Origin of the sequence: Microcystis flos-aquae FACHB-1344, from assembly GCF_014698375.1 — a bacterium.
Lineage (GTDB): Bacteria > Cyanobacteriota > Cyanobacteriia > Cyanobacteriales > Microcystaceae > Microcystis > Microcystis aeruginosa.
In genome coordinates this window covers 1-24,524 of the sequence record NZ_JACJSW010000138.1, presented here as the reverse complement: position 1 = coordinate 24,524, position 24,524 = coordinate 1, and the positions used below count along the sequence as shown (strand labels likewise).

The following is a 24,524-nucleotide window of genomic DNA, read 5'->3' as shown; positions in this document are numbered from 1 at the left end:
GCCAATGACATCCCCCCTACTTGACCTATTTTATCAACTCAGAGACGAAGAAGGATTTCTGCTGTCTATTGAACAATATTATCGGGTGGAAAATTACCTAATTCAAAAACTCGCCAATGATTCTGATATTGCTATTCAAGAAAATCCCAACTTAGACAATCCTAAAATTAAACTTCTTTGTCAAGCTTTATGGGTTAAATCCCCGAAAGAAAAAGAAAAGTTTGATCAGGCCTGGACAGAGATGCTACAATTCCAACCAGAAATAAATATAGAAATAGCCCAAAAAATACCTATTCGTCATCCAGAAGAATCGATTAGCAAAATCATAAACCCGATGGATGATAGGGAATCTCCCTCATTAGAAATTACCCCTTCTGGGGATACAAAAATAGCACCGGAGACTTCATTTCCACAAATTGCCACAGCTATTGAAAAGCGAAAAAAAATCACATCCCTAGATAATCCTGATTATTATCCTATTGGCATCGCTAAGTTACAAGAAAGTTGGCAGCAACTGCGTCCATTACCCCTAGAAAGTCCTCGACAAACTTGGGATCTAAAAGCTACGGTGATGGCAACGGCTAAACGAGGCTTTTTTGATCAAATAATTTACCAAAAGAAACAACTTTATCGCCGAGAAATTATAATTTTTATTGATTGTTCTGACTCGATGATTCCCTTTGCAGGATTTGGTAGGATAATGAAGCAAACTTGGGCAAATGTTCCCCATTTTTACTTTGATAATCTGATTAGAGACGAGGTTTTACGACAAGAAAACGGTTGGGAAAGTCAATCTTTAAGCAAAGTTCTCTCTAACTATTCTCCGGAAGTAACCAGTTGTCTAATTCTTAGTGATGCGGGTGCCGCTAGAAAACGTTATGTAGAAGAGCGCTTGAGTGCAACAGAAACCCTTATCCGACGATTTAGCCGAAGATTTAGCCGAGTCGCATGGTTAAACCCCTTACCCTATCATCGATGGTATGGGACAACTGCGATCGATATTGCTGATTTAGCTGAAGATATACCCAATTTTTCCATGTTTGAACTAACCACAGAGGACTGGGAAAACTTGATAACATGGCTAAAAGAAGAAGCTATCCCACCCCGTCATTTATTTAATCCTAATCAATTTCAACAAGGGGATAATTGGGATGAGGATGAAGATTTTTTTAGCGCAGAAAGCCGTTTAAGATTATTTGAAAAAGAAAACGAACCAAACACCAGAGAACTAGCGAAAAGAGCGGCTTTTCCCCTTAGTTTATCCCCTAATTTACTTTATTATCTGCGTCAACATCAAGATAAAAATAATCAAGCTCCTTGGTATGCGATCGCTGATATTTTACTCTCCAGTTTAGTCCGCAAAATAGATCGAGAACTCTATGAAATGTCTCCCGATGTTCGTAAACTACTATTAGAAAAATTAACCCCAGAGGAACTCAAATCTCTGGCCTATCAGTTACAAACCTATATTCAGGAACAAATCGGTGATTATTGCTCACAATCGGTTTATTGGCAAAATCAACAATGGTTAGCTCTTGCCTACCTAAAACCCAGTCAAGCAGTCAATGAAATCAAACAGGTACTAGCAGAAGCTATCAAAAATAATAACCGAGTGCGTCTTGTGAGATTGACAGCTTTATTAGAGAATCTATCCGCTGCTTTAGCCGATTATGAACCCTTGTTATTGCTTAATGAACCGATTGCCGCCTATTCTAGAGGGGATTTAAACCACGTTGGCAATGTCCTTCAACTTTCCCCAGAAGACGAAGGAACCCTACAAAAACGTTTAATAGACAAAGTAGCCGCTATTGTTCCCTACAATGAAAACCTTTTCCTTTTTACCGCAGAAACGGTATTGGTTAATAAAACAGGCCAAGTTATCGAGAGAAAACCTGTTAAAGCCTATTTTTACGATGAAAACCTTCCAGAAGTTGGCAACAGGAAAAAAGCTCAAAACTATATCCGCATGATGTATATTCCCCAAGGAGAATTCTGGATGGGAACGGAAGATGAGGAAATCGAAAGACTGGTTAAAAAATTTGATTGGGACGGATTTAGAAGGGAAAGACCACAACACCTGGTCAAAGTCCCCGCTTTCTACATGAGTCAAACCCCGATTACCCAAGCTCAGTGGAGAGCGATTGCCGCAACCGCTAAAATAGACATCGACCTAGAGACAAATCCCTCTCGCTTCATAGGGGATGAGCTACCCGTAGAAAGAGTCAACTGGTATCAAGCAACAGAATTCTGTAAACGACTATCAAGGGAAACAAAACGGGAGTATTGGCTACCGAGTGAGGCGGAATGGGAGTACGCTTGTCGTGCTGGAACCACCACCCCATTCTACTTTGGGGAAACCATTACCGGGGAATTGGCTAACTACAATGCTGGCTATACCTACGCAGGGGAAGCGAAGGGAGAATATCGACAACAAACGACTCCCGTGGGACAGTTTTTCCCAAACGCTTTTGGACTGTACGATATGCACGGCAATGTCTGGGAATGGTGCGCCGATACTTGGCACGATAATTATGACGGTGCGCCGACGGATGGCAGTGTCTGGATAATATATGGGGCTGATAATCGTTCTCCGTTGCGGGGCGGTTCTTGGTGCTACATTCCACTTTACTGCCGTTCCGCTTCCCGCTACAGCAGCTTCCGCCGCGTCAGCATCAGCTACAGCGGTTTTCGGGTGGTGTGCGGTGCTGGGAGGACCCTGTAACCCTTTTTCTCTTTTTTTCCCTTTTTACCCTCATTCCCTTTTCTGGAATTTTTTGGGGCAAGCTATAGAACAAGTGTATTAGTTTAGGAGTTATACTAAATCTGGTTATTTGGGTTCTCCCCCCTGCTCCCCTTGATAAGGGGGGTGTCGATCCCCCCTGCTCCCCTTGATAAGGGGGGGTGTCCATGAGTAGAAAACGGGTTTCTCGGAGAAACCCGTTTTCTGTGCTGAAAAAGTACGGGCGAAGCATTCGGATAGAAAATCTACGGTTTCAGCAATAGGTTATTGCCCGAATGCTTCGCCCCTACAGGATGCGGGCCGATGAAGACGCAGGGATAGGTTATACTAAATCCGGTTATTAAAGACTGATTATTTATTCCCCTTTTTGCCTTTTGCCTCTTGCATGAGTGCCTGTCTTCATAAGTAGCCTATACTCAAAGGATTTAGGATTATCACCCAGATAAAACATCCTATAATGAAAGGACAAGAAAAATTAGTCCAAGAAACCCTTAGCCAACCTGATGAAATTCGACGTAGCCGCAGTGACCCTAATGTTTATCTTTTTTATAAACTTCAACGACCAAAACGTTGGCTCTGTGCCATTATCTGAAAACTCAATGGTGATGGCTTCCTAATTACCACTTATCCCACCGATGCAATTAAAGAAGGGGAAATTTTATGGCAGAAGTAAACGTTTATTATGATCCGATGGGCAATACCTTAACCGTGTGGTTTGGCGATCGCTCTTCAGAATATCTCTGCGAAGAAACCGGCGACGAAGTTATTTTAATGAAAAATCAAAAAGGCGAAGTTATTGGTTTTGAAAAACTTAACTATAGGATTTCTGAGAACAGGAATCTTAAAATTTCCCTAGAAACTGCCATCCCTCTTTAAACAATAAAGGCGAAAAATAACACTTAAGTAGCTGGGTTATAATTAAATTAAAAATGGATTTTAAGTTCGATCCCCCCTGCCCCCCTTGATAAGGGGGGTGTCTGATAGTTTTTAACGCCTACCTACTTAATCTCTCTATGAAAATCACTTATCAAAAAGTTAACTTAAAAGCTCCCAAAACGGAGACAGCCTATTGGCGTAGTCAATCGTACCAAACGAGACTATCGGCCTTAGAAGAAATTCGTCAAGAATATCATCAATATAAATATAATGCTGAACCAAGACTTCAAAGAGTTTATACAATTGTTAAACGATAATCAAGTGCGTTATCTCGTCTTAGGCGGCTATGCCGTTGCCTTACATGGCTATCCTCGTTATACTAAAGATATTGATATTTGGATAGAAATGAGTTCGTTAAATGCCTATAATCTAATCAAAGCCTTAGAAGGGTTCGGTTTTGGTTCTTTAGGATTAACAATTGATGACTTTTTAACGCCAGATCAAGTGATACAATTAGGTTATCCTCCTAACCGTATTGATTTAATTACAACCCCCGATGGGGTAGAGTTTCAAACTTGTTACTTATCCAGAATTGAGGTTAAAATTGACGATATTATTGTTAACTTTATTGACTTAGAAAATCTTAAAAAAAACAAAAAAGCATCAGGTAGATTACAAGATTTAGCCGATTTAGAAAATCTAGAAATAGATTAGAGCTATTGATAATTTACCTCGTACCTCGTTGCAAGGGTCTCCCTTGCAACGCATTTCTAGAGGTTCTACCTCTTGCTTAACCCATCAGGAAACGGAGAAAGACCCTCCCTTGTGTAGTTCCAAACCCTTGCCTTTTGCCTCTCTCTTCCCCGACCGGCGACCGACTCCTAACCCCACCAACAAACTTTTTCAGCAGCCCCTAGATACCTTTCGAGAAAAAATTTTTTTGCACAGGGAGTCCTTAAAATAGAAGAGGGAACCCAAAACCGAGCTGCCGGTATTTTTTCTCTGGGCATGGTCGCGCAGTTTATAGAATTTAGCTGGAATTTATGAATCATTTTCTGCATTCTTTCACTGTTTTTCCTGATTCTGCCCGAAAATCTCGCTCTTACTCCCTGGGTAAACTGCGACGACCCTTAATCTTCCTGTTTACCGTCGGTTGTCTGACTAGCGTGGTCGGTTATCGTTTCTATAATCAGCCGAAATTGGCCGTCGGGACTATTTCCCCCGTCACGATTATCGCCCCCGAAGATGCCCGTTTTCAAGACCAAGAAACCACCGCCCTCAAACGCCAAAAAATTCGGGCTGGACTGCTTCCCAGGCTGAAAAGAGACCCCCAAACCACCGCCCAGATCGAGCGATCGCTGCGAGACACTTTAGGGCAATTAAGTCAAATTAGCCCAATTTTGCGAAGAAATTCCATTTTAATGGGCAGAAATATTTCTAACGCCACAATGGAAATGCTGCTCACCTTTTCTGCCGCTCAATGGTCAACTCTACAGAGCCGCCTCAACTATGAAGAATCTTTTACGAAACTCTTGACAAAAGAGCAGGAATATGCTGTTAGCGAAATCCAAGCCTATCGTCAGCGCGTGGCCAAGGGGAACTTTGAGCAATTTATCGATCGATTAGGGCAATTACGGCAAATAAAGGAGCAAACCAGCCAAAATTATCGGCATTCCAGCTTAAATAAACTCAAATACGCCGATCTGATCACAGCGGCCCAAATGGGCGATCGAGAGTGGCAAAACCTAGAAAAAGCCGTCCTGCAAGCGGGTCGCCGGATTTTGGTGCAAGGCATTCCCCCGGGGATTTCCACCAGTCACCTACAGGATACCATCGCCGTGCAGATTAGCAGCGATCGCCTAACCAGTCGCCAGCAGTCTTTAGCCGAAAATATCCTTCTGGCAGCCCTAGAGGGACAAACGAACCTGATAGAAGATCGGGAGGCAACCAAAGAACAAGCCGCTAAAGCGGTGGAAGCGGTAGATATGGTCATGTCTAGCGCTCAAACCGGTCAAATTATCGTTAAAGCAGGCGAAAAAATTACTCAAGCTCAGTTTGTTCTCATCGATGGTTTTGGTTTAAGCGAACGGGGCATTAACTGGATGGGTTTAGGGTCAACGGCAATCCTTGTCACCAGTGCGATCGGGACTTTTTGCCTCGTTGCCCAGCGTCTCCATCGGCCTCTGCGTCACCGGGATTTTCTTCTCTTGGGTTTACTAAGTTTTACCACACCGATCCTAGCGATCGCCAATATTCCCTTTACCAATCTGGCAGCCGTGGGTTTATTAGTCAGCAGTTTCTACGGCCCGACTCTGGCCGTCACCCAGGTCCTCTTAACTGCCGGTCTTTCCCTATTCAGCAGCCAAGGTATCAGCGCCGATTTAATCGCCGGGACGATAGGGGGACTATTAGCGGCGATGATAGCGGCAAAATTGCGTTCCAGGGATGAATTATCGCTGCTAGGGATGGGAATCGGAGTCAGCCAAGGGGGTGTTTATCTGCTCACTTACCTAATCGTTAGCGCCACGGCCAGCACAATCATCTATACTCTACTACCCACGGCCCTCGTCTATGGTCTATCGGGAATAGCTTGGACGGTAATCGCCCTAGGATTATCCCCCTATTTGGAACGCTGTTTCGATGTGGTCACTCCCATTCGTCTGGTGGAGTTGTCCAATCCTAATTGTAGTTTGCTCAAACGTTTGGCCACGGAAGCGCCGGGGACTTTTCAACATACCCTTTTTGTCGCCTGTTTAGCTGAAGCGGCCGCCCGAAAACTGCACTGTAATGTGGAATTAATTCGCACGGGAACCCTCTATCACGATATCGGGAAAATGCACGATCCTCTCGGTTTTATTGAAAATCAAATGGGTGGCCCGAATAAACACGATGAAATTAACGATCCCTACGTCAGCGCCGAGATTATTAAAAAGCACGTTAGCGAAGGGTTAGTCATGGCCCGCAGACACGGTTTACCGCGAGTGGTCCGCGATTTTATTCCCGAACACCAAGGCAATCTCTTAATTTCCTATTTTTATCAGCAAGCTTTGCAAAAATCCGCCCAAAATGGTCAAGAATTCGTCGATGAGGCGGCTTTTCGCTACGATGGTCCGATTCCCCAATCGCGAGAAACGGCGATCGTTATGTTGGCCGATAGTAGCGAGGCCGCTTTGCGATCGCTGAAGGAGGCCTCCCCAGAACAAGCCATGGATATGATCAAAAAGATTTTTCAGGCCCGATGGCGCGATCAACAATTAGTAGATAGTGGTATTCGTCAGGAGGAATTACCAATTATTGCCGAGGTTTTTGTGCAAGTTTGGCAACAATTCCACCATCAACGCATTGCCTACCCGAAAGCAGTTTTAGAAGTCTCCTCAGCCAAAAAAATATGAAAAAAGATACTTGGCTAAATCAGTTACAATTTCTCTACGAACAAGATGAACATCTCTGGTTGACTGAAACAATTAAACTTCTCAAGGAAAATCGTCTAGCTGAGTTGGATATTCAACATTTAATCGAGGAGTTGGAGGCTTTGAGCAAACGGGATAAAAATCGAGTTGAGAGTTTTTTAAGACAGATAATTATTCATCTTTTGTTGTGGCAATATTGGCTGGAAGAATTTGAATTACATCATCGGCATTGGCAAGGAGAAATAGCTACTTTTAGAGTTCAGCTAAATGGATATTTAAGTACAAATTTAGAAAAATATCTCCTAGATAACCAAGAAAAAATCTATCAAGATGCCGTTTTTATTGTTGGGCAAAAAACTGAAATATCTCCTCACAATTTTCCTCTAAATTGTCCCTATTCCCTTGAACAAATGCTTGATAGGCATTGGTTGCCAGAGCGAAATTAGTTAAATCCCACAGCTAAAAATCAAGGATAATTACCAAAATGCTACTAATTACTCTCAACGAAAATACTTTATCTTTATCTCCGGGCAGTCAAGTTATTTTTCCCCATCAGACTTGGGAAGATTACGAAAGATTACTGAGTTTACGTCTCCAAAAAACCTATCCCAAACTCTATTTTAATCGCAAAACTCAAGAAATTCGGCTTATGTCTCCTTTACCAAGTCATGGCAAACGTATCAATCTTTTAAGTGATTTAGTAAAAATTATCCTTCGTCGTCAAGGTAAAGACTGGGAATGTTTTGATCCGATTACCTTGAAAATGCCGGGAGAAGCAGGAGTAGAACCAGATACTTGTTTTTATATTGATAATAGACAGGCAATTTTAGGCAAAGAGAGAATTGATTTAACTGTTGATCCTCCTCCCGATTTAGCTATAGAAGTGGACTTTACTTCTCTGACTGATGTAGAGGCCTATCAATTGCTGAAAATACCCGAATTGTGGGTTTATCGTCGGGAAGAATTGAAAATATATCTGTTCAGAGAAGACGGTTATCAAGAAAGCGAAAATAGTCGTCTCTTTCCCGATATAAATATCAAGAAACTTTTACCCTATTATGTAGAATTAGGCTGGAATCAAGGTTCTAGTCTTGCTTTACGTCAGTTTGAAGCTTTAGAGAATTTTAGTTAAAACACTTTTTGTATAAAAGTGAGCTTAATCCCCCCTGCCCCCCTTAATAAGGGGGGTGCCGATAGGCGGGGGGATCTGACAATCCAAAAATAATTATCAAAATGCTACTAATTACTCTCAACGAAAATACTTTATCTTTATCTCCAGGCAGTCAAGTTATTTTTCCCCATCAGACTTGGGAAGATTACGAAAGATTACTGAGTTTACGTCTCCAAAAAACCTATCCTAAACTCTATTTTAATCGCAAAACTCAAGAAATTCGGCTTATGTCTCCCTTACCAAGTCATGGCAATCGTGTTGATACATTACGGGATTTAGTAAAAATTATCCTCCGTCGCCAAGGCAAAGACTGGCAATGTTTTGATCCGATTACCTTGAAAATATCGGGGGAAGCAGGAGTAGAGCCAGATACTTGTTTTTATATTGATAATAGACAGGCAATTTTAGGCAAAGAGAGAATTGATTTAACTGTTGATCCTCCTCCCGATTTAGCTATAGAAGTGGACTTTACTTCTCTGACTGATATAGAGGCCTATCAATTGCTGAAAATACCCGAATTGTGGGTTTATCGTCGGGAAGAATTAAAAATATATCTGTTCAGAGAAGACGGTTATCAAGAAAGCGAAAATAGTCGTCTCTTTCCCGATATAAATATCAAGAAACTTTTTCCCTATTATGTAGAATTAGGCTGGAAGCAAGGTTCTAGTCTTGCCTTACGTCAATTTGAAGCTTTAGAGAATTTTAGTTAATAAATATTACCAATTGTGAATTTAAATATTTTTAAGTATTGAAGGTATTTGCAGATAAAATACTTATCATTTTGCCCCGATTGCCTCTAACTTTTCCCTCCCCACAGTAATCACTGGGTAAATAGAAAATTTCTCACTCTTTCTCCTAGAGATGAAGTACAGATTAATCCTTACTCATCAAGTATTTTAGCAACAATAACTAACCTCATCTTTCTGAGAAAGGCTGTGACTGCCATAATTTCCCTTATATTATAAAAATAGCCAAGTTCTTAATTGTCGGTAAAATCGTCCTATGAGGGGAGAATTATTAGTAGCCTGGGCAGCACAACAAAAATCCTTCGATAGCAATTCTGCTGTCAACAGCCAAACGGTGGGAGACATTCCTGAACTGGTTCTTGTCTTGATCCTGCTGCTACTGATTGCCACTGCCGTTGCTCTAGTAACCCAGCGATTACGCATTTCCTATGTGGCAGGTTTAGTCTTAGCAGGATTACCGATCACCGATCTTTTATCTCGTCGTATTGGCTTAGATCCGTTTTTAGTGCTTAACCTTTTTCTGCCGATTCTGATTTTTGAAGCGGCGATTAATACCGATATCAGCCGTCTTCGCAGTACCTTTAAACCGATCGCACTGCTGGCAGGACCCGGCTCGGTTTTTTCTGCGGCGATTATTGCAGTTTTGGTAAAATTTGGCCTAGGGCTAGATTGGATTCCCGCCTTACTGGTGGGAGTGATTCTAGCAAACACCGATACTGTCTCGATGATTGCCGTCTTTAAAGAAATTCGGGTTCCCTCTAGGCTCTCCACTATTGTGGAAGGGGAAACACTATTTAATGATGCAGCCGCACTCGTCACCTTCAATTTGCTCTTGGTGATTTACGCGACTGGAACCATCAGCACCACACAAGTCATCAAGGAAGTGTTGATCGTTGCTCTGGGTGGGGGATTAGTGGGCGCTGTCCTAGGCTATCTGTGTCTGCCCATCTATGTGCGCTTACGGGAGCCGCTGAGTAGTCTGTTGCTTACGGTTGCGCTTGCCTTGGGAGCTTTTCAACTCGGGCAGTTTTTGGGTGTATCGGGAGCGGTAGCGGTAGTTATTGCCGGACTTGTCTTTGGTAACTTGGGGCTGCCTCGCAGCGCCTCTGCATCCGATCGCATTACCCTGATCAGTTTTTGGGAATACGCCGGTTTTATCGTCAATACCTTTATTTTTCTGCTTATTGGTATTGAAATCAACCCCTTGACCCTATGGCAAACCTTGCCATCGATTGTGCTGGTCATTTTGGCTTATCAATTGGGGCGTATTCTGTCAGTGTATTCTTTACTATGGGTACTTCGCTGGATCGATCGACCGATCCCCTTACGCTGGCAACATATTCTGATTTTGGGCAACATCAAGGGTTCCCTCTCCATGGCCCTAGCGGTTGCTATTCCTTTGACTCTAACAGGACGGGAATTGATCATCGAGCTAGTCTTTGGGGCTGTGTTATTTTCTCTGGTCATCCAAGGATTAGCCTTACCCTGGCTAATTAAAAAGCTCGATATTAGTCAGGTTTCGGCAGTAACACGGGAGATTGGACAGTTACAGCTGCAGTTGATCGCGTCGAAAGCGGCACAAGATGAGTTAGCCAATTTACTGAAATCCGGCGTTTTACCGAAAGCAGTGTACGAAGAACTGTGGGCATCTTATCAGGCAAAAGTGGCGGTATCGGAACGGGTGCTGCGGGATGCTTATAATCAGTCTCGATCGGGGCAAATGGAGCCTAACAACGGTCAACTAGATGCCATTCGACGACGATTGTTCCTCGCTGAGAAGGCAGCCTTGAGCGATGCACTTCGCAAACGCATTGTACCAGAAAATTTAGTACAATCTTACGTTAAAGGTTTGGATGAGAAACTTCTATCGTTGGACGATGATTAGTTTGAATGCCGAGGTAATCGATCATCGGTTTGACGTATTCCGGACGAGTGACCACCAAAATAGTTGAGTCGGCTTCTAGGACGGTATTGCCGTTGGGAATCTCTAAACTGGCAGAAGCGTGACACTGATAGCCAATAATCAGCGAACCGGTCGGAAAGTTGGCATCTTGAGCGATTTGGGCAACGGTACGCCCAGCTACATAACAATCCCTGGGGACCGGCAGCTTTAGCACCTCCACTTGCCCCTGTTCAAAGTGCATCATCGATTCTACTTCGGGGTATTCGATCGCATTGGCCATGGTGACAACGGCTAAATCAATCGTGCTGATGATGTGACTAGCTCCAGCAAGACGATAGGCCTCGAGAAATTCGCGATCGCACATTCTTACCACAATATGGGAAATGCCATAACTTCTAGACAGGGTGACTAGGGCTAGATTCATGGCATCGTCTCTCAGGGCGGCAACAACCGCCTTAGCTTGTCGAATCCCCGCCTCCAGCAGAACTTTCGTGCTGACAGCACTCCCCTCAAAGGCCATGACACCAATTTTTTCCCGGGCAAACCGACAAGCTAAAGGGTCCACATCAACGATGGCCACGGTGTGTCCCAAGTCTAAAAGTTGTTGGGCTAAACCTAGCCCCATCATTCCCGCCCCACCAATTAAAACGTACATAGCGGCTCTTTACTTAACAAAATACTGCCTAAGTAGGTAGGCGTTAAAAATTATCAGATGCCCCCCTTATTCAGGGGGATCCCCCCGCCTATCGGCACCCCCCTTATCAAGGGGGGCAGGGGGGATCGAACCTAAAATCCATTTTTAATTTAATTATAACCAGCTACTTAATTAAGTGGTTTCAATTAGATTATAACCAGCTACTTACCCAAAAAATCTCCACAGACAACATCAAATAAATTTATTTTTATCAATTCAAATACCAGAAAAAACAACTCTAGCAGTTATCTTAAGGGTGAGGCAGGAAGTCTCTGGTTTTAGGAAACATTGGAACTAGAGATGATGCTAAATCCCGTCATTTCGTCTCTACCACAATTCGGGCATTTTGTCAAAAAAATTTTGACTTTGCAACAAAACTACACAAAAATTAGATCAACGTTGTTGGGGAAAAAAGGGATAATTGGCGAAAGTGTTTGGTTTGGCTAAAAGGGAAAGTCTAGATTTAGCAATGGTTTCAAGGCAAGCTAGACCTTAAAAATTCCAAAAAAGACAAAGGAAACCCACCATAGCATAATGCAAAATTATACCAGAATCGCTGGAAGTATTGCTATCTCGTAAATAAATAGAAATTATTCTCAATAAATTCTTAAGTAAAAATAAATATTACTAATTGTAAATTTAAATATTTTTAAGTATTGAAGGTGTTTGTATATAGAATACTTATCATTTTGCCCCGATTGCCTCTAACTTTTCCCTCCCCACAGCAATCACCGGGTAAGTAGAAAATTTCTCACTCTTTCTCCTAGAGATGAAGTACAGATTAATCTTTACTCATCAAGTATTTTAGCAACAATAACTAACCTCATCTTTCTGAGAAAGCCTGTAGCGAAAGAAAATCTGATCAGTGGGAGCGTTACTTTTCATGCTTCCTAAATTTTATGCGAAGTTGTCGGGTTTCCTCGATCGAACTGTTCTAGGTTTGGGAAATGGAGTCAAGATAGAGAGTATCCGGACAGATATCTTGTTCGTTCGGCCAAGTTACCGTACCATCTAAAATTTTTACTTGATTAAAATACTGTTTGTTTTTAAGTTCTTGAAAGATGCCAAAATCGAGCAGTGGTGAACAATCATAAATTTTCTTTTCTTCATTAGTAAAGATGAGTTGTAATTGATAGTTTGGCAAAGGGATAACTTCTTTAACTCTAGGATTCATGATTTATCTCAGTGGTTCAATTTTATACAGTTGTTGTCCTGAAATCGAAGGACTCTCGCTCGGAAATAGCCTCGATCGAATAAAATTCTTTCATCGACAATCGCGAAAGAGTTGACGATCAAACTCTCAGATAATTTCCGTTTAACCTTGCGAATATAATCGGCTATCTCCATCTAATTTGATCGTAAACTTATCTCTTTTCTAGCTGCCAATAGCATTTCATAATAAACATTCCACTCGAAATAATCCATAGCGTCCCCTAGCTCACCAGAACGAAATCTAGGAGAGAATTCTTCCGAACTCATGGGATATTGATTTTCCTATTGCTTGACACGGGTTTCTAAATCCAAAATTTGAGCGTTAATCTGCAAATTTTCCCGTTGTTCGCTCTCAATTTTTCGATTCAGTAACTCTCTTTCTTCCTCGGAGAGAGAGAGAATAATTCGCACGAGAGAATCAATCAGTTGGGTGTTCATTGTCCTTAAAATCCGAGATAGGATTATTTCCCCTGAGAACTGTAGCGGATTCGATCGGGAGCCGCTGCCATAACTTCTAGGAAATAATAGGTGGATGAGGCTGTACCTATCCACCCTAGATATCTAAATCTGCGGGGCTAAATTTCTTGTGAATCTGAGGAAAACCTAACTGTTTAATCACTTGATGTTTGCGTTCTTCCTCAAGGGATGACAACTGATTATAATTAACCCAGTGAATACAGTTAACCGGACAAGTCTCGATCGCTTCTTGAATAATTTCTTCTTCGTCACCGTCCTGATTATAGACACGAGAGCGACCGTATTCGCCTTCAATAAAAAAGGTATTGGGGGCAACGTGGGCGCAGTGTTTACAACCGATACAAGTGACCTCATCGACGTAAACCGCTTTCTGGCGCAGTAAACCGCCCAATTCCGGTTCAAAACCAGTGCGATCGGGGGAATCTCTTAGGAATCCCCCTAACTCTGGTTCAAAACCAGAGCGTTCGGGAGAAAAATCAGCCATTAGGCACTCCAACGTTGTACCACTAGACGAATGGAACCATCAGTATTTTTTTCCTGTGCTGCCACCTGAAAACCCTGTTTAGCAGTTTCTGCCAGAATGGTGTGGTAGGCATAACCTTGATTTACTTTTCTTAAAAATCCTTCTACGGTTAGGGGTTGTTGCCAGTATTGTAAATCGGCAACTAACTCGTACTCGTTACCATTCCAGCGAAAACCGATATCGTAATTGTTATCTTGCTCGATTACCACCTCTGCGGTTAAAGTTTGACCTTGATAACCTTTGACGGGGTGAGAACCCTCTTTCCATTCCATCCCCATATCGCTGAGGGCGGCTTTTAGGTAGGATAGATCGCGGATTTTGGTTTTGATATTGCTAAAGTGTGACATGGTTTTTCAGTGGCTTAAATAAAGGGATCGGGAAAGATGAAAAATTACCAGTCGCTAAAAGTGGCTTCGTTGCTGACTTTCTCTGACTGGCTGACGGTTTGATGGTAATAATCCGAGGTTTTCTCTTGAGACATCAGCTGCCCGAGTTGTGCCTCGATCGCCGCCGTCACCTCTTGACAAGATGAACCGACTATGCCTGTCACCTTTTCCATAACGCGACCATCGGGATAGATGATAAACTCTAGGCTTTCCATGCTCATAGCTCTTCTCGGCGTGATCTGGGGTTTGCAAAGCTCCCTATCGTTTTAATTTACGATAGTTTGCTAATCGTAGCAATCTGGTTAAAATTTTAGCAAAACTTTATATTACGTCACCTAACCACTTTCATTTTTTGTAAGTTTCCCGTAACTTTTCTTCATCGTCAAGGGCGAACCTTGACCCAGGAGGCATAATTTAACAAAAGTACACAAAAAAGACGACCTGAAGCGATAAATTGAAAATAAAGGAGATGCAACGGCGAACCACGACCGCCGAGATCATAGAATTTTGTCTATAGGAATCAGAACAAATATGAATAAACAAATAGCCAGCGATTGCCTTCGGATCGGTGTTTTAGGTTTTGGTGGTTTGGGACAGGCTGCCGCTAGAATTCTCGCCCCCAAACAGGAAATGCTTTGGACTGCCGCCGCCGATAAAGCCGGTTTTGCTTACCACAAAGACGGTCTAGATGTCAATACCTGTAACAAAATTTATCATGACCGGGGTTCGATCGGTTATCTGGAAAATTACGGCAGTCTCAGCCAAAACAGTATCGAGGAATTAATCAAAACTGCCGACGTAGAAGGCTATTTTCTCGCCCTGCCGAATTTACCCAACAATTTCATGGCCGATATCGCTAAAACTTTCATTCGCTTGGGTTGGCGCGGGGTTTTAGTCGATGCGCTCAAACGTACCAGCGCCATGGAACAAATCTTAGCACTACAAGCAGACCTAGAAGCCGCCGGCATCACCTACATGACCGGCTGCGGCGCTACCCCCGGACTGTTAACTGCTGCCGCTGCCCTAGCTGCCCAGAGTTATGCAGAGATTCATAGCGTTAAAATTACCTTCGGCGTGGGAATTGCCAACTGGGAGGCTTATCGTGCCACTATTCGCGAAGATATCGCCCATTTACCCGGTTACGACCCAGAAACGGCGCACCGGATGAGTGATGCGGAAGTGGAAATGCTGTTAAATAAAACCAATGGCATTCTCAGCCTCGAAAATATGGAACACGCGGACGATATTATGCTGGAATTAGCCGGAATCTGTGGACGCGATCGGGTTTCCGTCGGGGGTGTGGTGGATACGCGCAACCCGAAAAAGCCCTTGAGTACCAATGTTAAAGTCACGGGGCGGACTTTTGAAGGCAAAATTTCCACCCATACCTTCACTTTAGGTGATGAAACCAGTATGGCGGCTAATGTCTGCGGGCCGGCTTTCGGTTATCTGAAAGCGGGGGTTTCCCTACATCGTCGCGGTATCTACGGATTATGGACAGCAGCGGAGATTATGCCGCAATTTGTGCGCTAGGGGTTCCTCTGCCGTAAAATAGCTAAAACTTTCGGGAAAATAGCGGGTAAGGGAGCGATCGCTTCTAGGCTCTCTCCCGTGACCGGATGTACTAAAATTAAACGATGGGCATGGAGTAATTGCCCGGGTAGATTAATCCCGATGGAACGACCTGAACTATAGAGGGGATCCCCAAGAATCGGATGACCGATTTGGCTGCTATGAACGCGAATTTGATGAGTTCTGCCAGTTTCTAGGCGAAATTCCATTAAGGTGTAGTTGCCCAGTCTTTCCTTGACTTGCCAGTGAGTGACGGCATTTCTACCGCCTTTTTCCACGGCAATAATAGCCATCTTTTGCCGATCGCTGCGGTGACGACCGATCGGCAGATCAATTGTACCTGTTTCGCTTTTGGGGACACCGTGGACGAGGGCGATGTATTCCCGGCGGGCAGTTTTGGTTTTTAATTGTGCCTGTAGGTGTTGATGGGCCTGGTCGGTTTTGGCAATAACGATCGCACCCGTGGTATCCTTATCTAAGCGGTGGACTATACCGGGGCGTTGAATTCCACCAATTCCAGCTAAATTCGGGCAGTGATGCAGTAAAGCGTTGACCAAGGTTCCCGATTCGTGGCCGGGAGCCGGATGAACCACTAAATCGGCAGGTTTATTGATAATAATCAGATAGTCGTCTTCGTAAAGAATATCAAGCTCGATCGCCTCGGCGGTTAATTGCAGGGGTTGACTGTCGGGAATGGTAATCTTTAAGCGATCACCTTGACCAACTTTAGTATTTTTATTAGTGCAAATTTGACCGTTTAACTGTATATATCCCTGTTCTATCAGTTTTTGCAGCCTCGATCTCGATAAATCGGGCAAGTGTGACCCCATCCAAGCATCTAAACGTTCTTTTTTTCCCGCAACTTCTAAGTTTAATTGGTTCATCGGTTTTTAGTGATCAGGGTGTGGGGTGTGGGGGAGAAGGGAGGGGGGCAGGGTGTGGGGTGTGGGGTGTGGGGAGGTGAGAGATGGGGAATTATGAATTAGGAATTAGGAATTAGGAATTGGGGAGAATAAATAAAAATAATCTCCTGACTCCTGATTGCTGATTACTGATTACTGATTACTGAATTGGTCTGCCCCGGTAACGAATATCTGCATTGTTATTATCTTCGGTTTCGAGGACGATCTCGAATTCTTCTACAACGGAATCAAGGAGGGGATTAACTGTGGGATTTAAGAGAGGAGTTTCGGGGGTGGGGTTAGAGATAGCGAGAATTTTTGCTAATTTTGAGCGAGTTTTCTGGATTTCTACCTCTAACAATCCCGTGATCGTTTTGCCAGTTTTCACTAAAAGAAAAGCTTGGTCACTGCAAGGGGTTAAGATCAGATGACCCTGGGGACTGCGAATAGCAATTTGTTCCAGATCAGACCAGCTTAATTCCTCTTTTGTGTTATTGACAAGATAGAGCATTGTTCCTGCTAAGATTAAAGCACTATTGTGTTCCATGCCGATGGAATCAGTCAAAGGTTGACCCTGGGGAGAAACAAGCATGATCCCCTCAATAGCGAGCGGTTTTTCGGCTAATTCTTGCAGGATTTTGGCAATTTCTACCTTATAATTTGGTTCACTAGGTAAGGTATTTTTAGAGTTATCATAGTTATTATCGGTGGGATGTGGTCGTTGTCGTTCTTTGGTTTCTTTCGAGGAGACAAACCATTGTAGAGGTTTTCCTTCCCGCAGTTGCCGTTGGCTAAACAGACGAATATCTTTAGAAAGTTTAATCCCTAATTCAAAGGCATTTGCCTGATAATTGTCGGCTAAAATTACGGGGTCAAGGGAGATTTTAGCCTCATCTCTGAAAATACGTTTTAGGGGGCCTGCTTCTAGACAGGCAAGGATTTTAAACAGTTGTTTCGAGTCGAGTAGTTCCTGTAAATAATAACAATGAAAGTAGGGGATGTCCCCACGACCAAATTCATCCTTACCATCGTTAATTAACCAACCAAAGAGGGTGTTATGGGAGTCAATTTGATAGATATAGACTCCTTTAAATTTCCTGTCTGGAGGATTATAGGTGTCCCATAACTGAGAGACTATATGTTGATAAAAAAACTGTTGAATCCCTAGGGGGACATTGACACTAGCGATATATTTAAATCCCAGTTGTGAGAAACTGCTATAAATCAGTTGTTCAACGAGCAAGGACATGATCTGTAACCTTTAAGCACTTTTGTGGGCTATTATAAATAATTTTCACACAATTGTGTCTTGTTTCTAGTTTTTGGGGAGATATTTGACGGCATTTCTCCTCAAGATGAACTGTCACCTAATTTGGTGCCGACTCCCCAAAACGAAAACTTCACACCTCACCATTAAGATGACTGTTATAAGGCAGTCAGCAGATTTTTGAGAGATTTTTTTACTAATCTTGCTGTAAATGGATCGGATATAGTGCTGGTCATTTAGGAAAAGTTTACCAGTTGTTGATCGATTTGAGACAATAACCAAGATAGGGAGTCTAAAGCTTGATTTGCTTGCAGTGTGCCTTGCTGGGAATCAATTAAAACTGTTGAGTAAAAAAAACGGTGATTAACTTTTTGCTCTCGCAGTTTTTGCTCTAATTCTTTGACTTTTAATTGTAGGTTTTGCCAGCATTTTTGGTCAGAGACAACTAGATCGCATTTGCTGATAATAATGCCTAAATTAAACCTAGTTTTATTATGGTTAATTATCTCGATCAAGGTTTGAAAAATTTTCAGGTAATTATTATGCTTGTCTGAATCATTTAATAAACTTGCTGCTTCTAAAAACAGTAAACAAGCATTAGCCTGTAAAGCCATATTGACAAAGGCTAAATTATAGATTTGACAACTTTCTCCGGGTATATCCCACCAGCGAATTGTCGCTATTTTATCCGAGCGATCACCGCTTTTTTTCTCTAAACTAAAATCAAAGTTACTGATTTTTAAAGTGGCGGGGGGATATTGACCTGTTCTAGCGACATAATTGAGAATTTTTTCAATATCTTCTTCGCTTTCTTCCTCTTGAGATCTGAAGACAATATTAGCCGGATTTCCCGAAGTTGCTTGATTTTTGAAAGTCTGATAAGATGCCGCTAGGAAAACTGTTTTTCCTGCTCCTCTTTGACCGATACTGAGAACTGTATAAATTTTGTTTTCTTGGCTAAGATTTTCCTGATTATTAGTCATTTTAAAACCTCTAAATTGAATGAAAAAAACTTTTGCTGCGATGATTGTGTCTCTCAAGCCAACACAGACAAGAAAAATTGACTTGAGATTAGTTAATCTCCTTAGCTCAACAATCCCCTGCTACACTCTTGTAGTTATGCTGTCTGGAAAGATGGTTAAGAAAGCTTATTAGTCATCTAATTAAGATGATTATATTTGTTTTGTCTGATCGGATCATCCCGGTTAGCCAAATCTTCACAAAAAGTTACTATTCTAATAGTAATTGAACTTGCTCTCGGTGCTTGAGATGGAAATCTTGGGATTAAATTTTCCTGATTTTTAACGACAAAAGCCACGGTAAGTAGGGAGGCACAATTATTTGTAGGATGGGTTAGCGGTAGCGTAACATAATCTGGCGTTGGGTTTCATGCTTCAACCCAACCTACGTTCATCTTATATTTAATTCCACCCACCCACTTAAATCCGTAGGGATTTTCTGGGTGTAGTTCTAAGCGATCTCATACATAAAATAATAAACATACCCTAAAGCCCTCTGGTAAATAATCGATATAACTTGTTTAACACAAACGATAATTTTTGTCAATCTTTTTGTCAATTTAATTCCCTGATTCTCAAATAAAAACTATCGCTATTTACCAAAAACCAGAGAGACGTTGTTATAATCAACGTCTCTAGATCAGAGTAAGCCAAGCTGTTTTAAACAGAGGATTGCTGACTAATTAACCGAATTATTGGTCACTTTATTCAACAAAAAAACCATTGAGAACTCCTGAAATGATCGAAACCACGATCGAACCGAATAAAGCAGCAAAAAATGATTTTACCTCAAAGCCACTGATAAAATAGGAGGCTAAAGAAAAGGAAATGGCATTAACCACAAAAATAAATAACCCTAGGGTCAAAATAGTTAAAGGCAGGGTAAAAAGAATCAACAGGGGTCTAATAATAGCATTAATTAAACCCAAAGCGACAGCAGCTATCAAAGCCACGGTAAAATCTTTAATTTCTATACCGGGTACTATTCGCGCTGTAATCAATAAAGAGACGGCGGTAATCAACCAACGGAGGAAAAAAGATAACATAAGTCCATCCATCTAAGATAGTTCATCCTCATCTATTCTAATCGCCATCGCCACTTAAAGAGACGGAAGTCTTCAGGAGATGACAACGAAAACCGACATTGACTGCTGCCGCTGCTCGAAAACCAGAGCGGGAACATAGTATCGGTTACACTGGTTATAAACAGGAGGATTCGCTCGGACTATCACCCCCCGGAAAGAGGCAGCACTAAAGATGATATCTAGAAAAAATTTTAGCCAAAGCCAGCAAGTACCAATCGGTAAAACGAGAATTATTCTGGTATCAACTGGCATTTTCATGCTAATGAGCCTGCTTTCTCTCCTCTTAGCGCCACCCAGTTTAGCATCTCCTGAGCCACCTAATTCGGTCATCGCCGCTACCCGTCAAGATTTGAGTCGGAAAACCAAGATATCGGTTAATCGCTTGCAAATTCAAGCAGCACAACCACAAACCTGGCCCGATGGTTGTTTAGGATTAGCTAAACCGGGAGAATTCTGTACTCAAGCATTGGTGCAAGGATGGCGAATTGTTCTGACTGATAAGCAAAAAACTTGGGTTTATCGCACCGATAGCAGCGGCACTAATCTCCGCTTAGAAAAGTGAATTTCTTTGGCTCTTTTCCGGCTGCTTTTTCGGCATCCCCAAGGCAGCGTTTTCCTGATTTGATTATCATCCTCCCGGAAGGCGAATTGTCTCAAGCACCCCGTTGGGTGACGAAAATCGGCTGAGAATGGCTCTATGGTTTGTTTCAAGAACCTAGTCGTCTCTGGCAACCATATTTAATTAATAATCCCAGTTTTTTGCTTCTTTTTGCCCTAAAACTCCTGCGAGACTGGGAAAAGTAAGAAGTAATCCAGTCATCAGCCCTCAACTATCGTTAAGATGGATGGGAGAAGGTAAAGTTTTATATGTCCCCTTCAACTGCGTTTAGGAGTTCCTGCTAAAGATGACACAAGCTACTCAGATTCAAGGAAAAGGAATTTTACTCAGTGAGGCTGCCCTCAAACACCTTACCACGCTCAAAGAGCAACAGGGCAAGGATTTATGTCTGCGCGTGGGTGTGCGTCAGGGTGGTTGTTCGGGAATGTCCTATATGATGGATTTTGAGCATCCTAGCAATATTGGCCCCCAAGATGAGGTTTTCGATTACGATGGCTTTAAAATTGTCTCTGATCAAAAAAGTCTGCTCTATCTCTACGGTCTCATGTTAGATTACAGCAACGCGATGATCGGCGGTGGTTTCCAATTCACTAATCCCAACGCCAGTCAAACCTGCGGCTGTGGTAAGTCTTTTGGCGTTTAATATTTCTCCAGGGTGATACCTTTCACCCCCGCCTCCCAGAGGCGATTTTTTTTTGGCCAAAACCCTTGACAAAATCGGAGACTTGCCCTATAGTTCTTGTATAATGGGAATCCGTGCTTGCCTGCGAACCCTTGATTCGTACATTTAAAAACGGTATAGACCGATAGGGTCTTCTGGCAACAAGAGGATAAAGTCTTGGTGAGTCGCTGGTCGGAGAGAGGAATGTAAAGAATTATTAAAAATTATATCTATTGTTAGGATATAGTTCGGAGGGGGGGCAAAATTTCAATATCTTCCCTGCATAAGCTGGCTGCCCCAGCTGCGAGGGTAGCGTTCCCACTTGTAAAAATCCTTTAGTTTCTCATGAATATTAAGAACTTGTCTAATTCGTTGCTTGCAGGCGCAGCACTTGGACTGGCGACTGCTCTTAATGCCTTGTCACCGCAAGTGGCTCAGGCAGAGGTAGGGGCGGTGATCTTTAACAATGCCGATCCATCTCTGGCCTCCGTCGCTCTTGGCGTGAATGATGCCGGCCATCTGAATTTTTCAGATCCATTAGGCTTCAGTCCTGTCAATGCAGGGGCGACAGGCTTATCCTATCGCTTCCCCGATGGAACCTGGCGGGATGCCACCTCCCCAGGTTGTCTCTGTGAAGGATGGGGCGTGGCTGTCACTGATCCGTTTGGCAGCCGCGTGGCTGGTTGGGTGAATCAATCTTCAGGCAGCGGCGGGCTGACGGGGGGGTCTTTTGGTTCCACGACCACAACAGCCTCCTCTTTCATTCAATTGGCCGACTATCCCGTTGACATTGGGCACTTCTACGGTGTTTCCTTAGTCCCCAATGTGTTTCAAGGCAACGTCACCATCACAAACAGCGGCACGGAAACAGTTACCGATGTGGTTTATCGCCGCGTGATGGATTGGGATGTGTCACCCACTGAGTTTAATGAGTATGTGAGCCACTTTGGGGTGGAAAGCAATCTCGAATCCGCCGGTGGCAAGGTGCGCTTTGCCAGCGACAACGGCTTTGCCTCCTCCGATCCGCGCACTTACGCGGGTGGAAATTTCATCAATGTTGATTTCTTCCAAAAAGGACCGGCAGACCAAGGTTCCGTCTTTGATTTTGCCTTTGGTGATCTAGCCCCGGGTGAGTCCCGCACTTTCAATATCTTCTATGGAGCGGCTGCCAATCTCGCCGATGCCCAAGCGGCGATAGAGAAGCTTAAGCCGGATGTATGGTCGTTCGGTCAGTCCACGAATTCAAGCTATATCCCACCAGAGGAGCCGGTTGCTCCAGAGGAGCCGGTTGCTCCAGAGGAGCCGGTTGCTCCAGAGGAGCCGGTTGCTCCAGAGGAGCCGGTTGCTCCAGAGGAGCCAGTTGATCTATCAATAGGTTTGCCAGTAGTTGAGGAATTTGCACCCGACTTTTGGTGGAGGTGGAAGAACACCCCGGCCGATGACTTGCCCACCTTTCTCTTTGCCTTTAGTGGTGTAGGTGTGGTGGAGCCGGGGATCACCCCTGGAGAGCAGGTGCTGCCCTTCGTGCCAGCACCAGGCCAATTCATTTTCCCTGCTCCCACACCCCCCGATAAATACTACTTTGGCTCGGCTGGGTCTTCAAGCGTCAAACCCATCTTCCTTGAGTTAACACCCATGGAAGGTAGTCTAGTCAAAGCTGGGCCACTGACGATGAAAGCGGTTCCCGAACCCAATTCCCTTCTTGGACTGGTTGCCCTCGGTACTCTCGGCGCAGCTTCAACCCTCAAGCGCAAACTCAAACCCTCCCAATCCACCACAAAAGAAACCACAAAAGTCGGCTAAATTGCCCAGGAAAACACAATAAATTTTCCTTTCATTCAGTCAATTGAGGGGGGGTATTTCCAGACTCCCCCATTGACAAATGGTCGTAACCTTTGCTGTGGGAGGGATTAAAAGAATTTCCGATGCCCCTTTACTGGGTACAAATTAAATAAACTCCCAATAAATCTAACGCCTTTTGTTGCCGAGAAGTCGGTCTAGTTATCTTAGAAAAACGATAACTTCCCTCTCTAATCGTACATTCTACTGTATTGTAAAGTTTCAATACAAATATAGTCAGATATAGTCAACCATGGTAATATGTACAGACAAAACTATCAGACTAGGCAAAAAGACAACCCTTCAAAACCCGACGCTGAGTTAAAAGACAACGGATGTTAGTAGCAGAAAGACACATTATCAAGAAAGGACATCGATTTTGGGCTGAGATAGATAATTGATCTTGGCAGTCTAAAAATCTCTACAACTCAGCCAATTATTTAATCCGACAAAACTTCATTTATGGCCACGGCTATTTGACCTATAATCAGATGGCCTCTCTGAGGTCAAAGACAGAACAGTATCAAGCTTTACCCGCTAAAGTTTCCCAACAAGTTTTAAGAGGATTAGACCGGAACTGGCCATCATTTTTTGCCGCTTCATCGGAGTTTAAAAGTCACCCCGATCAATTTCTGTTCAAACCCAAAATCCCTGGCTATAAGGAGCCAAAAAAAGGACGAAATCTCTTAGTTTACACGATTCAAGCCCTACAAAGTAGGTCTTAGGCAAGGGTTAGTCAAACTATCAGGTACTTCAATGCCTTGCCGACGAGAGTAGCGGAGCGCATAGCAGAAGTCAGAATAGTCCCTAAATGTGATTGTTATGTAATCGAGGTAATTTATGAGAAAACCGAACAGTTCTTAGCTCCTAATGAAAAGATAGCGGCGATAGATTTAGGTATAGATAATTTGATGGCTGTAACTTCAAATCAACCGGATTTTATCCCTTTGTTGATTAATGGCAGACCGTTAAAAAGCCTGAATCAATTTTATAACCAACGTCGAGCTAAGTTACAATCTCTGTTAAAAGGCAATCGTCAAAGTTCCCAGAGGATTCGCCGTTTAACTCGCTGTCGAAATCAGAAAGTAGATAATTATCTTCACCGAGCTAGTAGTTATTTAGTCAATCTCTTAGTTGCCCAAGAGATAACAACTTTAGTAATTGGGAAAAATGACGGTTGGAAACAAGAAGTAAACTTAGGAAAAGTCAACAATCAAAAATTTGTGACCATCCCTCATGCTCGATTAATTGACATGATTATTTATCAATGTCGATTAATAGGAATCAAAGTGATTCTTCAAGAAGAATCCTATACCTCAGCTTCTAATTTTTTGAATGACGATCCTCTCCCCGTTTATGGACAGATAACTGAAAAGCCAGTGTTTTCAGGAAACTGAATTTCACGAGGGTTATATCGTACAG

24 protein-coding genes and 1 pseudogene are annotated in these 24,524 nt (G+C 43.0%); 15 read left to right on the top strand and 10 right to left on the bottom strand.

The annotated features are described in order from the left end of the window. The first annotated feature begins 4 nt into the window (after positions 1–4). From H6G48_RS12130 to H6G48_RS12085, 10 genes are all read left to right on the top strand, one after another. Positions 5–2,722 carry an SUMF1/EgtB/PvdO family nonheme iron enzyme gene (locus tag H6G48_RS12130; RefSeq protein ID WP_190721941.1) on the top strand — a complete coding sequence of 906 codons (2,718 nt, stop codon included), beginning with the start codon at positions 5–7 and terminating at the stop codon, positions 2,720–2,722. 475 nt (positions 2,723–3,197) lie between these two features. Next, the gene (locus tag H6G48_RS26835; RefSeq protein ID WP_277925608.1) at positions 3,198–3,332 is read left to right on the top strand and encodes a hypothetical protein; all 135 of its coding nucleotides are present in this window, start codon (positions 3,198–3,200) and stop codon (positions 3,330–3,332) included. 68 nt (positions 3,333–3,400) lie between these two features. Then, complete coding sequence (locus H6G48_RS12120) at positions 3,401–3,616, top strand: DUF2283 domain-containing protein (RefSeq protein ID WP_002800147.1); 216 nt, start codon at positions 3,401–3,403, stop codon at positions 3,614–3,616. Between the two features lie 137 nt (positions 3,617–3,753). After that, complete coding sequence (locus tag H6G48_RS12115) at positions 3,754–3,933, top strand: hypothetical protein (RefSeq protein ID WP_046663376.1); 180 nt, start codon at positions 3,754–3,756, stop codon at positions 3,931–3,933. Next, a complete protein-coding gene (locus H6G48_RS12110; RefSeq protein WP_235614777.1) occupies positions 3,920–4,330 on the top strand; it encodes a hypothetical protein in 411 nt (136 codons plus the stop codon). The genes H6G48_RS12115 and H6G48_RS12110 overlap by 14 nt, the downstream gene beginning before the upstream one ends. A gap of 329 nt (positions 4,331–4,659) precedes the next feature. Then, positions 4,660–7,008, top strand: a complete 2,349-nt coding sequence (locus H6G48_RS12105) for an HD family phosphohydrolase (protein WP_190721939.1) — start codon at positions 4,660–4,662, stop codon at positions 7,006–7,008. After that, complete coding sequence (locus H6G48_RS12100; RefSeq protein ID WP_190721937.1) at positions 7,005–7,472, top strand: DUF29 domain-containing protein; 468 nt, start codon at positions 7,005–7,007, stop codon at positions 7,470–7,472. Before H6G48_RS12105 ends, H6G48_RS12100 begins: the two co-directional genes overlap by 4 nt. Before the next feature lie 38 nt (positions 7,473–7,510). After that, a complete protein-coding gene (locus tag H6G48_RS12095; RefSeq protein ID WP_190721935.1) occupies positions 7,511–8,158 on the top strand; it encodes a Uma2 family endonuclease in 648 nt (215 codons plus the stop codon). 101 nt (positions 8,159–8,259) lie between these two features. After that, entirely contained in the window at positions 8,260–8,907 is a 648-nt protein-coding gene (locus H6G48_RS12090) for a Uma2 family endonuclease (protein ID WP_190721933.1), read from the top strand. 292 nt (positions 8,908–9,199) lie between these two features. Further along, positions 9,200–10,828, top strand: a complete 1,629-nt coding sequence (locus tag H6G48_RS12085; RefSeq protein WP_147071007.1) for a cation:proton antiporter — start codon at positions 9,200–9,202, stop codon at positions 10,826–10,828. On the opposite strand, the gene H6G48_RS12080 is transcribed toward H6G48_RS12085, so the two are convergent. The 6 genes from H6G48_RS12080 to H6G48_RS12055 all read right to left on the bottom strand — a co-directional run bounded on the left by H6G48_RS12080 (position 10,785) and on the right by H6G48_RS12055 (position 14,359). Further along, positions 10,785–11,501, bottom strand: a complete 717-nt coding sequence (locus H6G48_RS12080; RefSeq protein ID WP_190721931.1) for a potassium channel family protein — start codon at positions 11,499–11,501, stop codon at positions 10,785–10,787. The two genes, H6G48_RS12085 and H6G48_RS12080, sit on opposite strands and share 44 nt — an antisense overlap. 973 nt (positions 11,502–12,474) lie before the next feature. Then, positions 12,475–12,714 carry a DUF2442 domain-containing protein gene (locus H6G48_RS12075; protein WP_002773190.1) on the bottom strand — a complete coding sequence of 80 codons (240 nt, stop codon included), beginning with the start codon at positions 12,712–12,714 and terminating at the stop codon, positions 12,475–12,477. Between the two features lie 320 nt (positions 12,715–13,034). After that, positions 13,035–13,190 carry a hypothetical protein gene (locus tag H6G48_RS26310; protein WP_242034626.1) on the bottom strand — a complete coding sequence of 52 codons (156 nt, stop codon included), beginning with the start codon at positions 13,188–13,190 and terminating at the stop codon, positions 13,035–13,037. A gap of 115 nt (positions 13,191–13,305) precedes the next feature. Further along, positions 13,306–13,713: a ferredoxin gene (locus tag H6G48_RS12065; RefSeq protein WP_002747586.1), complete on the bottom strand. Its 408-nt coding sequence runs from the start codon at positions 13,711–13,713 to the stop codon at positions 13,306–13,308. Beyond that, complete coding sequence (locus H6G48_RS12060) at positions 13,713–14,099, bottom strand: DUF1257 domain-containing protein (protein WP_002762644.1); 387 nt, start codon at positions 14,097–14,099, stop codon at positions 13,713–13,715. Before H6G48_RS12060 ends, H6G48_RS12065 begins: the two co-directional genes overlap by 1 nt. 44 nt (positions 14,100–14,143) lie before the next feature. Continuing rightward, on the bottom strand, positions 14,144–14,359 hold the full coding sequence (locus tag H6G48_RS12055; protein WP_002762645.1) for a DUF2997 domain-containing protein: 216 nt from the start codon (positions 14,357–14,359) through the stop codon (positions 14,144–14,146). A 310-nt stretch (positions 14,360–14,669) separates the two neighbouring features. On the opposite strand from H6G48_RS12055, the gene bioU reads away from it, so the two are divergent. Beyond that, on the top strand, positions 14,670–15,671 hold the full coding sequence (gene bioU / locus H6G48_RS12050; protein ID WP_190721930.1) for a (S)-8-amino-7-oxononanoate synthase BioU: 1,002 nt from the start codon (positions 14,670–14,672) through the stop codon (positions 15,669–15,671). On the opposite strand, the gene H6G48_RS12045 is transcribed toward bioU, so the two are convergent. The 4 genes from H6G48_RS12045 to H6G48_RS12030 all read right to left on the bottom strand — a co-directional run bounded on the left by H6G48_RS12045 (position 15,668) and on the right by H6G48_RS12030 (position 19,944). Beyond that, positions 15,668–16,594, bottom strand: coding sequence for an RluA family pseudouridine synthase (locus H6G48_RS12045; protein WP_190721928.1), 927 nt, complete (start codon positions 16,592–16,594; stop codon positions 15,668–15,670). The genes bioU and H6G48_RS12045 overlap by 4 nt on opposite strands. Positions 16,595–16,772: 178 nt before the next feature. After that, positions 16,773–17,861, bottom strand: coding sequence for a roadblock/LC7 domain-containing protein (locus H6G48_RS12040; RefSeq protein WP_190721926.1), 1,089 nt, complete (start codon positions 17,859–17,861; stop codon positions 16,773–16,775). Between the two features lie 254 nt (positions 17,862–18,115). After that, the gene (locus H6G48_RS12035; protein WP_190721924.1) at positions 18,116–18,862 is read right to left on the bottom strand and encodes a TRAFAC clade GTPase domain-containing protein; all 747 of its coding nucleotides are present in this window, start codon (positions 18,860–18,862) and stop codon (positions 18,116–18,118) included. Positions 18,863–19,602: 740 nt separating this feature from the next. Further along, complete coding sequence (locus H6G48_RS12030; RefSeq protein WP_002767360.1) at positions 19,603–19,944, bottom strand: phage holin family protein; 342 nt, start codon at positions 19,942–19,944, stop codon at positions 19,603–19,605. 211 nt (positions 19,945–20,155) lie between these two features. On the opposite strand from H6G48_RS12030, the gene H6G48_RS12025 reads away from it, so the two are divergent. From H6G48_RS12025 to H6G48_RS26305, 4 genes and pseudogenes are all read left to right on the top strand, one after another. After that, positions 20,156–20,545, top strand: coding sequence for a hypothetical protein (locus H6G48_RS12025; RefSeq protein WP_190721921.1), 390 nt, complete (start codon positions 20,156–20,158; stop codon positions 20,543–20,545). 343 nt (positions 20,546–20,888) lie between these two features. Then, a complete protein-coding gene (locus H6G48_RS12020) occupies positions 20,889–21,245 on the top strand; it encodes an iron-sulfur cluster assembly accessory protein (RefSeq protein ID WP_190721919.1) in 357 nt (118 codons plus the stop codon). 1,695 nt (positions 21,246–22,940) lie between these two features. Beyond that, positions 22,941–23,066 (top strand): annotated as a pseudogene (locus H6G48_RS12015) (PEP-CTERM sorting domain-containing protein); the annotation flags it as partial. Positions 23,067–23,863: 797 nt separating this feature from the next. After that, positions 23,864–24,499 carry an RNA-guided endonuclease InsQ/TnpB family protein gene (locus H6G48_RS26305; RefSeq protein ID WP_242034625.1) on the top strand — a complete coding sequence of 212 codons (636 nt, stop codon included), beginning with the start codon at positions 23,864–23,866 and terminating at the stop codon, positions 24,497–24,499. Positions 24,500–24,524: the final 25 nt, after the last annotated feature.

What these genes read in the sequence shown, in the direction of transcription:
- H6G48_RS12025 (WP_190721921.1), top strand. Translation starts at nt 20,156, where the DNA reads ATGATATCTAGAAAAAATTTTAGCCAAAGCCAGCAAGTACCAATCGGT.
- H6G48_RS12065 (WP_002747586.1), bottom strand. Translation starts at nt 13,713, where the DNA reads ATGGCTGATTTTTCTCCCGAACGCTCTGGTTTTGAACCAGAGTTAGGG.
- H6G48_RS12095 (WP_190721935.1), top strand. Translation starts at nt 7,511, where the DNA reads ATGCTACTAATTACTCTCAACGAAAATACTTTATCTTTATCTCCGGGC.
- H6G48_RS12120 (WP_002800147.1), top strand. Translation starts at nt 3,401, where the DNA reads ATGGCAGAAGTAAACGTTTATTATGATCCGATGGGCAATACCTTAACC.
- H6G48_RS12030 (WP_002767360.1), bottom strand. Translation starts at nt 19,944, where the DNA reads ATGTTATCTTTTTTCCTCCGTTGGTTGATTACCGCCGTCTCTTTATTG.
- bioU (WP_190721930.1), top strand. Translation starts at nt 14,670, where the DNA reads ATGAATAAACAAATAGCCAGCGATTGCCTTCGGATCGGTGTTTTAGGT.
- H6G48_RS12080 (WP_190721931.1), bottom strand. Translation starts at nt 11,501, where the DNA reads ATGTACGTTTTAATTGGTGGGGCGGGAATGATGGGGCTAGGTTTAGCC.
- H6G48_RS26310 (WP_242034626.1), bottom strand. Translation starts at nt 13,190, where the DNA reads ATGAACACCCAACTGATTGATTCTCTCGTGCGAATTATTCTCTCTCTC.
- H6G48_RS12045 (WP_190721928.1), bottom strand. Translation starts at nt 16,594, where the DNA reads ATGAACCAATTAAACTTAGAAGTTGCGGGAAAAAAAGAACGTTTAGAT.
- H6G48_RS12035 (WP_190721924.1), bottom strand. Translation starts at nt 18,862, where the DNA reads ATGACTAATAATCAGGAAAATCTTAGCCAAGAAAACAAAATTTATACA.
- H6G48_RS12115 (WP_046663376.1), top strand. Translation starts at nt 3,754, where the DNA reads ATGAAAATCACTTATCAAAAAGTTAACTTAAAAGCTCCCAAAACGGAG.
- H6G48_RS12060 (WP_002762644.1), bottom strand. Translation starts at nt 14,099, where the DNA reads ATGTCACACTTTAGCAATATCAAAACCAAAATCCGCGATCTATCCTAC.
- H6G48_RS12075 (WP_002773190.1), bottom strand. Translation starts at nt 12,714, where the DNA reads ATGAATCCTAGAGTTAAAGAAGTTATCCCTTTGCCAAACTATCAATTA.
- H6G48_RS26835 (WP_277925608.1), top strand. Translation starts at nt 3,198, where the DNA reads ATGAAAGGACAAGAAAAATTAGTCCAAGAAACCCTTAGCCAACCTGAT.
- H6G48_RS12020 (WP_190721919.1), top strand. Translation starts at nt 20,889, where the DNA reads ATGACACAAGCTACTCAGATTCAAGGAAAAGGAATTTTACTCAGTGAG.
- H6G48_RS12085 (WP_147071007.1), top strand. Translation starts at nt 9,200, where the DNA reads ATGAGGGGAGAATTATTAGTAGCCTGGGCAGCACAACAAAAATCCTTC.
- H6G48_RS12090 (WP_190721933.1), top strand. Translation starts at nt 8,260, where the DNA reads ATGCTACTAATTACTCTCAACGAAAATACTTTATCTTTATCTCCAGGC.
- H6G48_RS12040 (WP_190721926.1), bottom strand. Translation starts at nt 17,861, where the DNA reads ATGTCCTTGCTCGTTGAACAACTGATTTATAGCAGTTTCTCACAACTG.
- H6G48_RS12105 (WP_190721939.1), top strand. Translation starts at nt 4,660, where the DNA reads ATGAATCATTTTCTGCATTCTTTCACTGTTTTTCCTGATTCTGCCCGA.
- H6G48_RS12100 (WP_190721937.1), top strand. Translation starts at nt 7,005, where the DNA reads ATGAAAAAAGATACTTGGCTAAATCAGTTACAATTTCTCTACGAACAA.
- H6G48_RS12130 (WP_190721941.1), top strand. Translation starts at nt 5, where the DNA reads ATGACATCCCCCCTACTTGACCTATTTTATCAACTCAGAGACGAAGAA.
- H6G48_RS12055 (WP_002762645.1), bottom strand. Translation starts at nt 14,359, where the DNA reads ATGAGCATGGAAAGCCTAGAGTTTATCATCTATCCCGATGGTCGCGTT.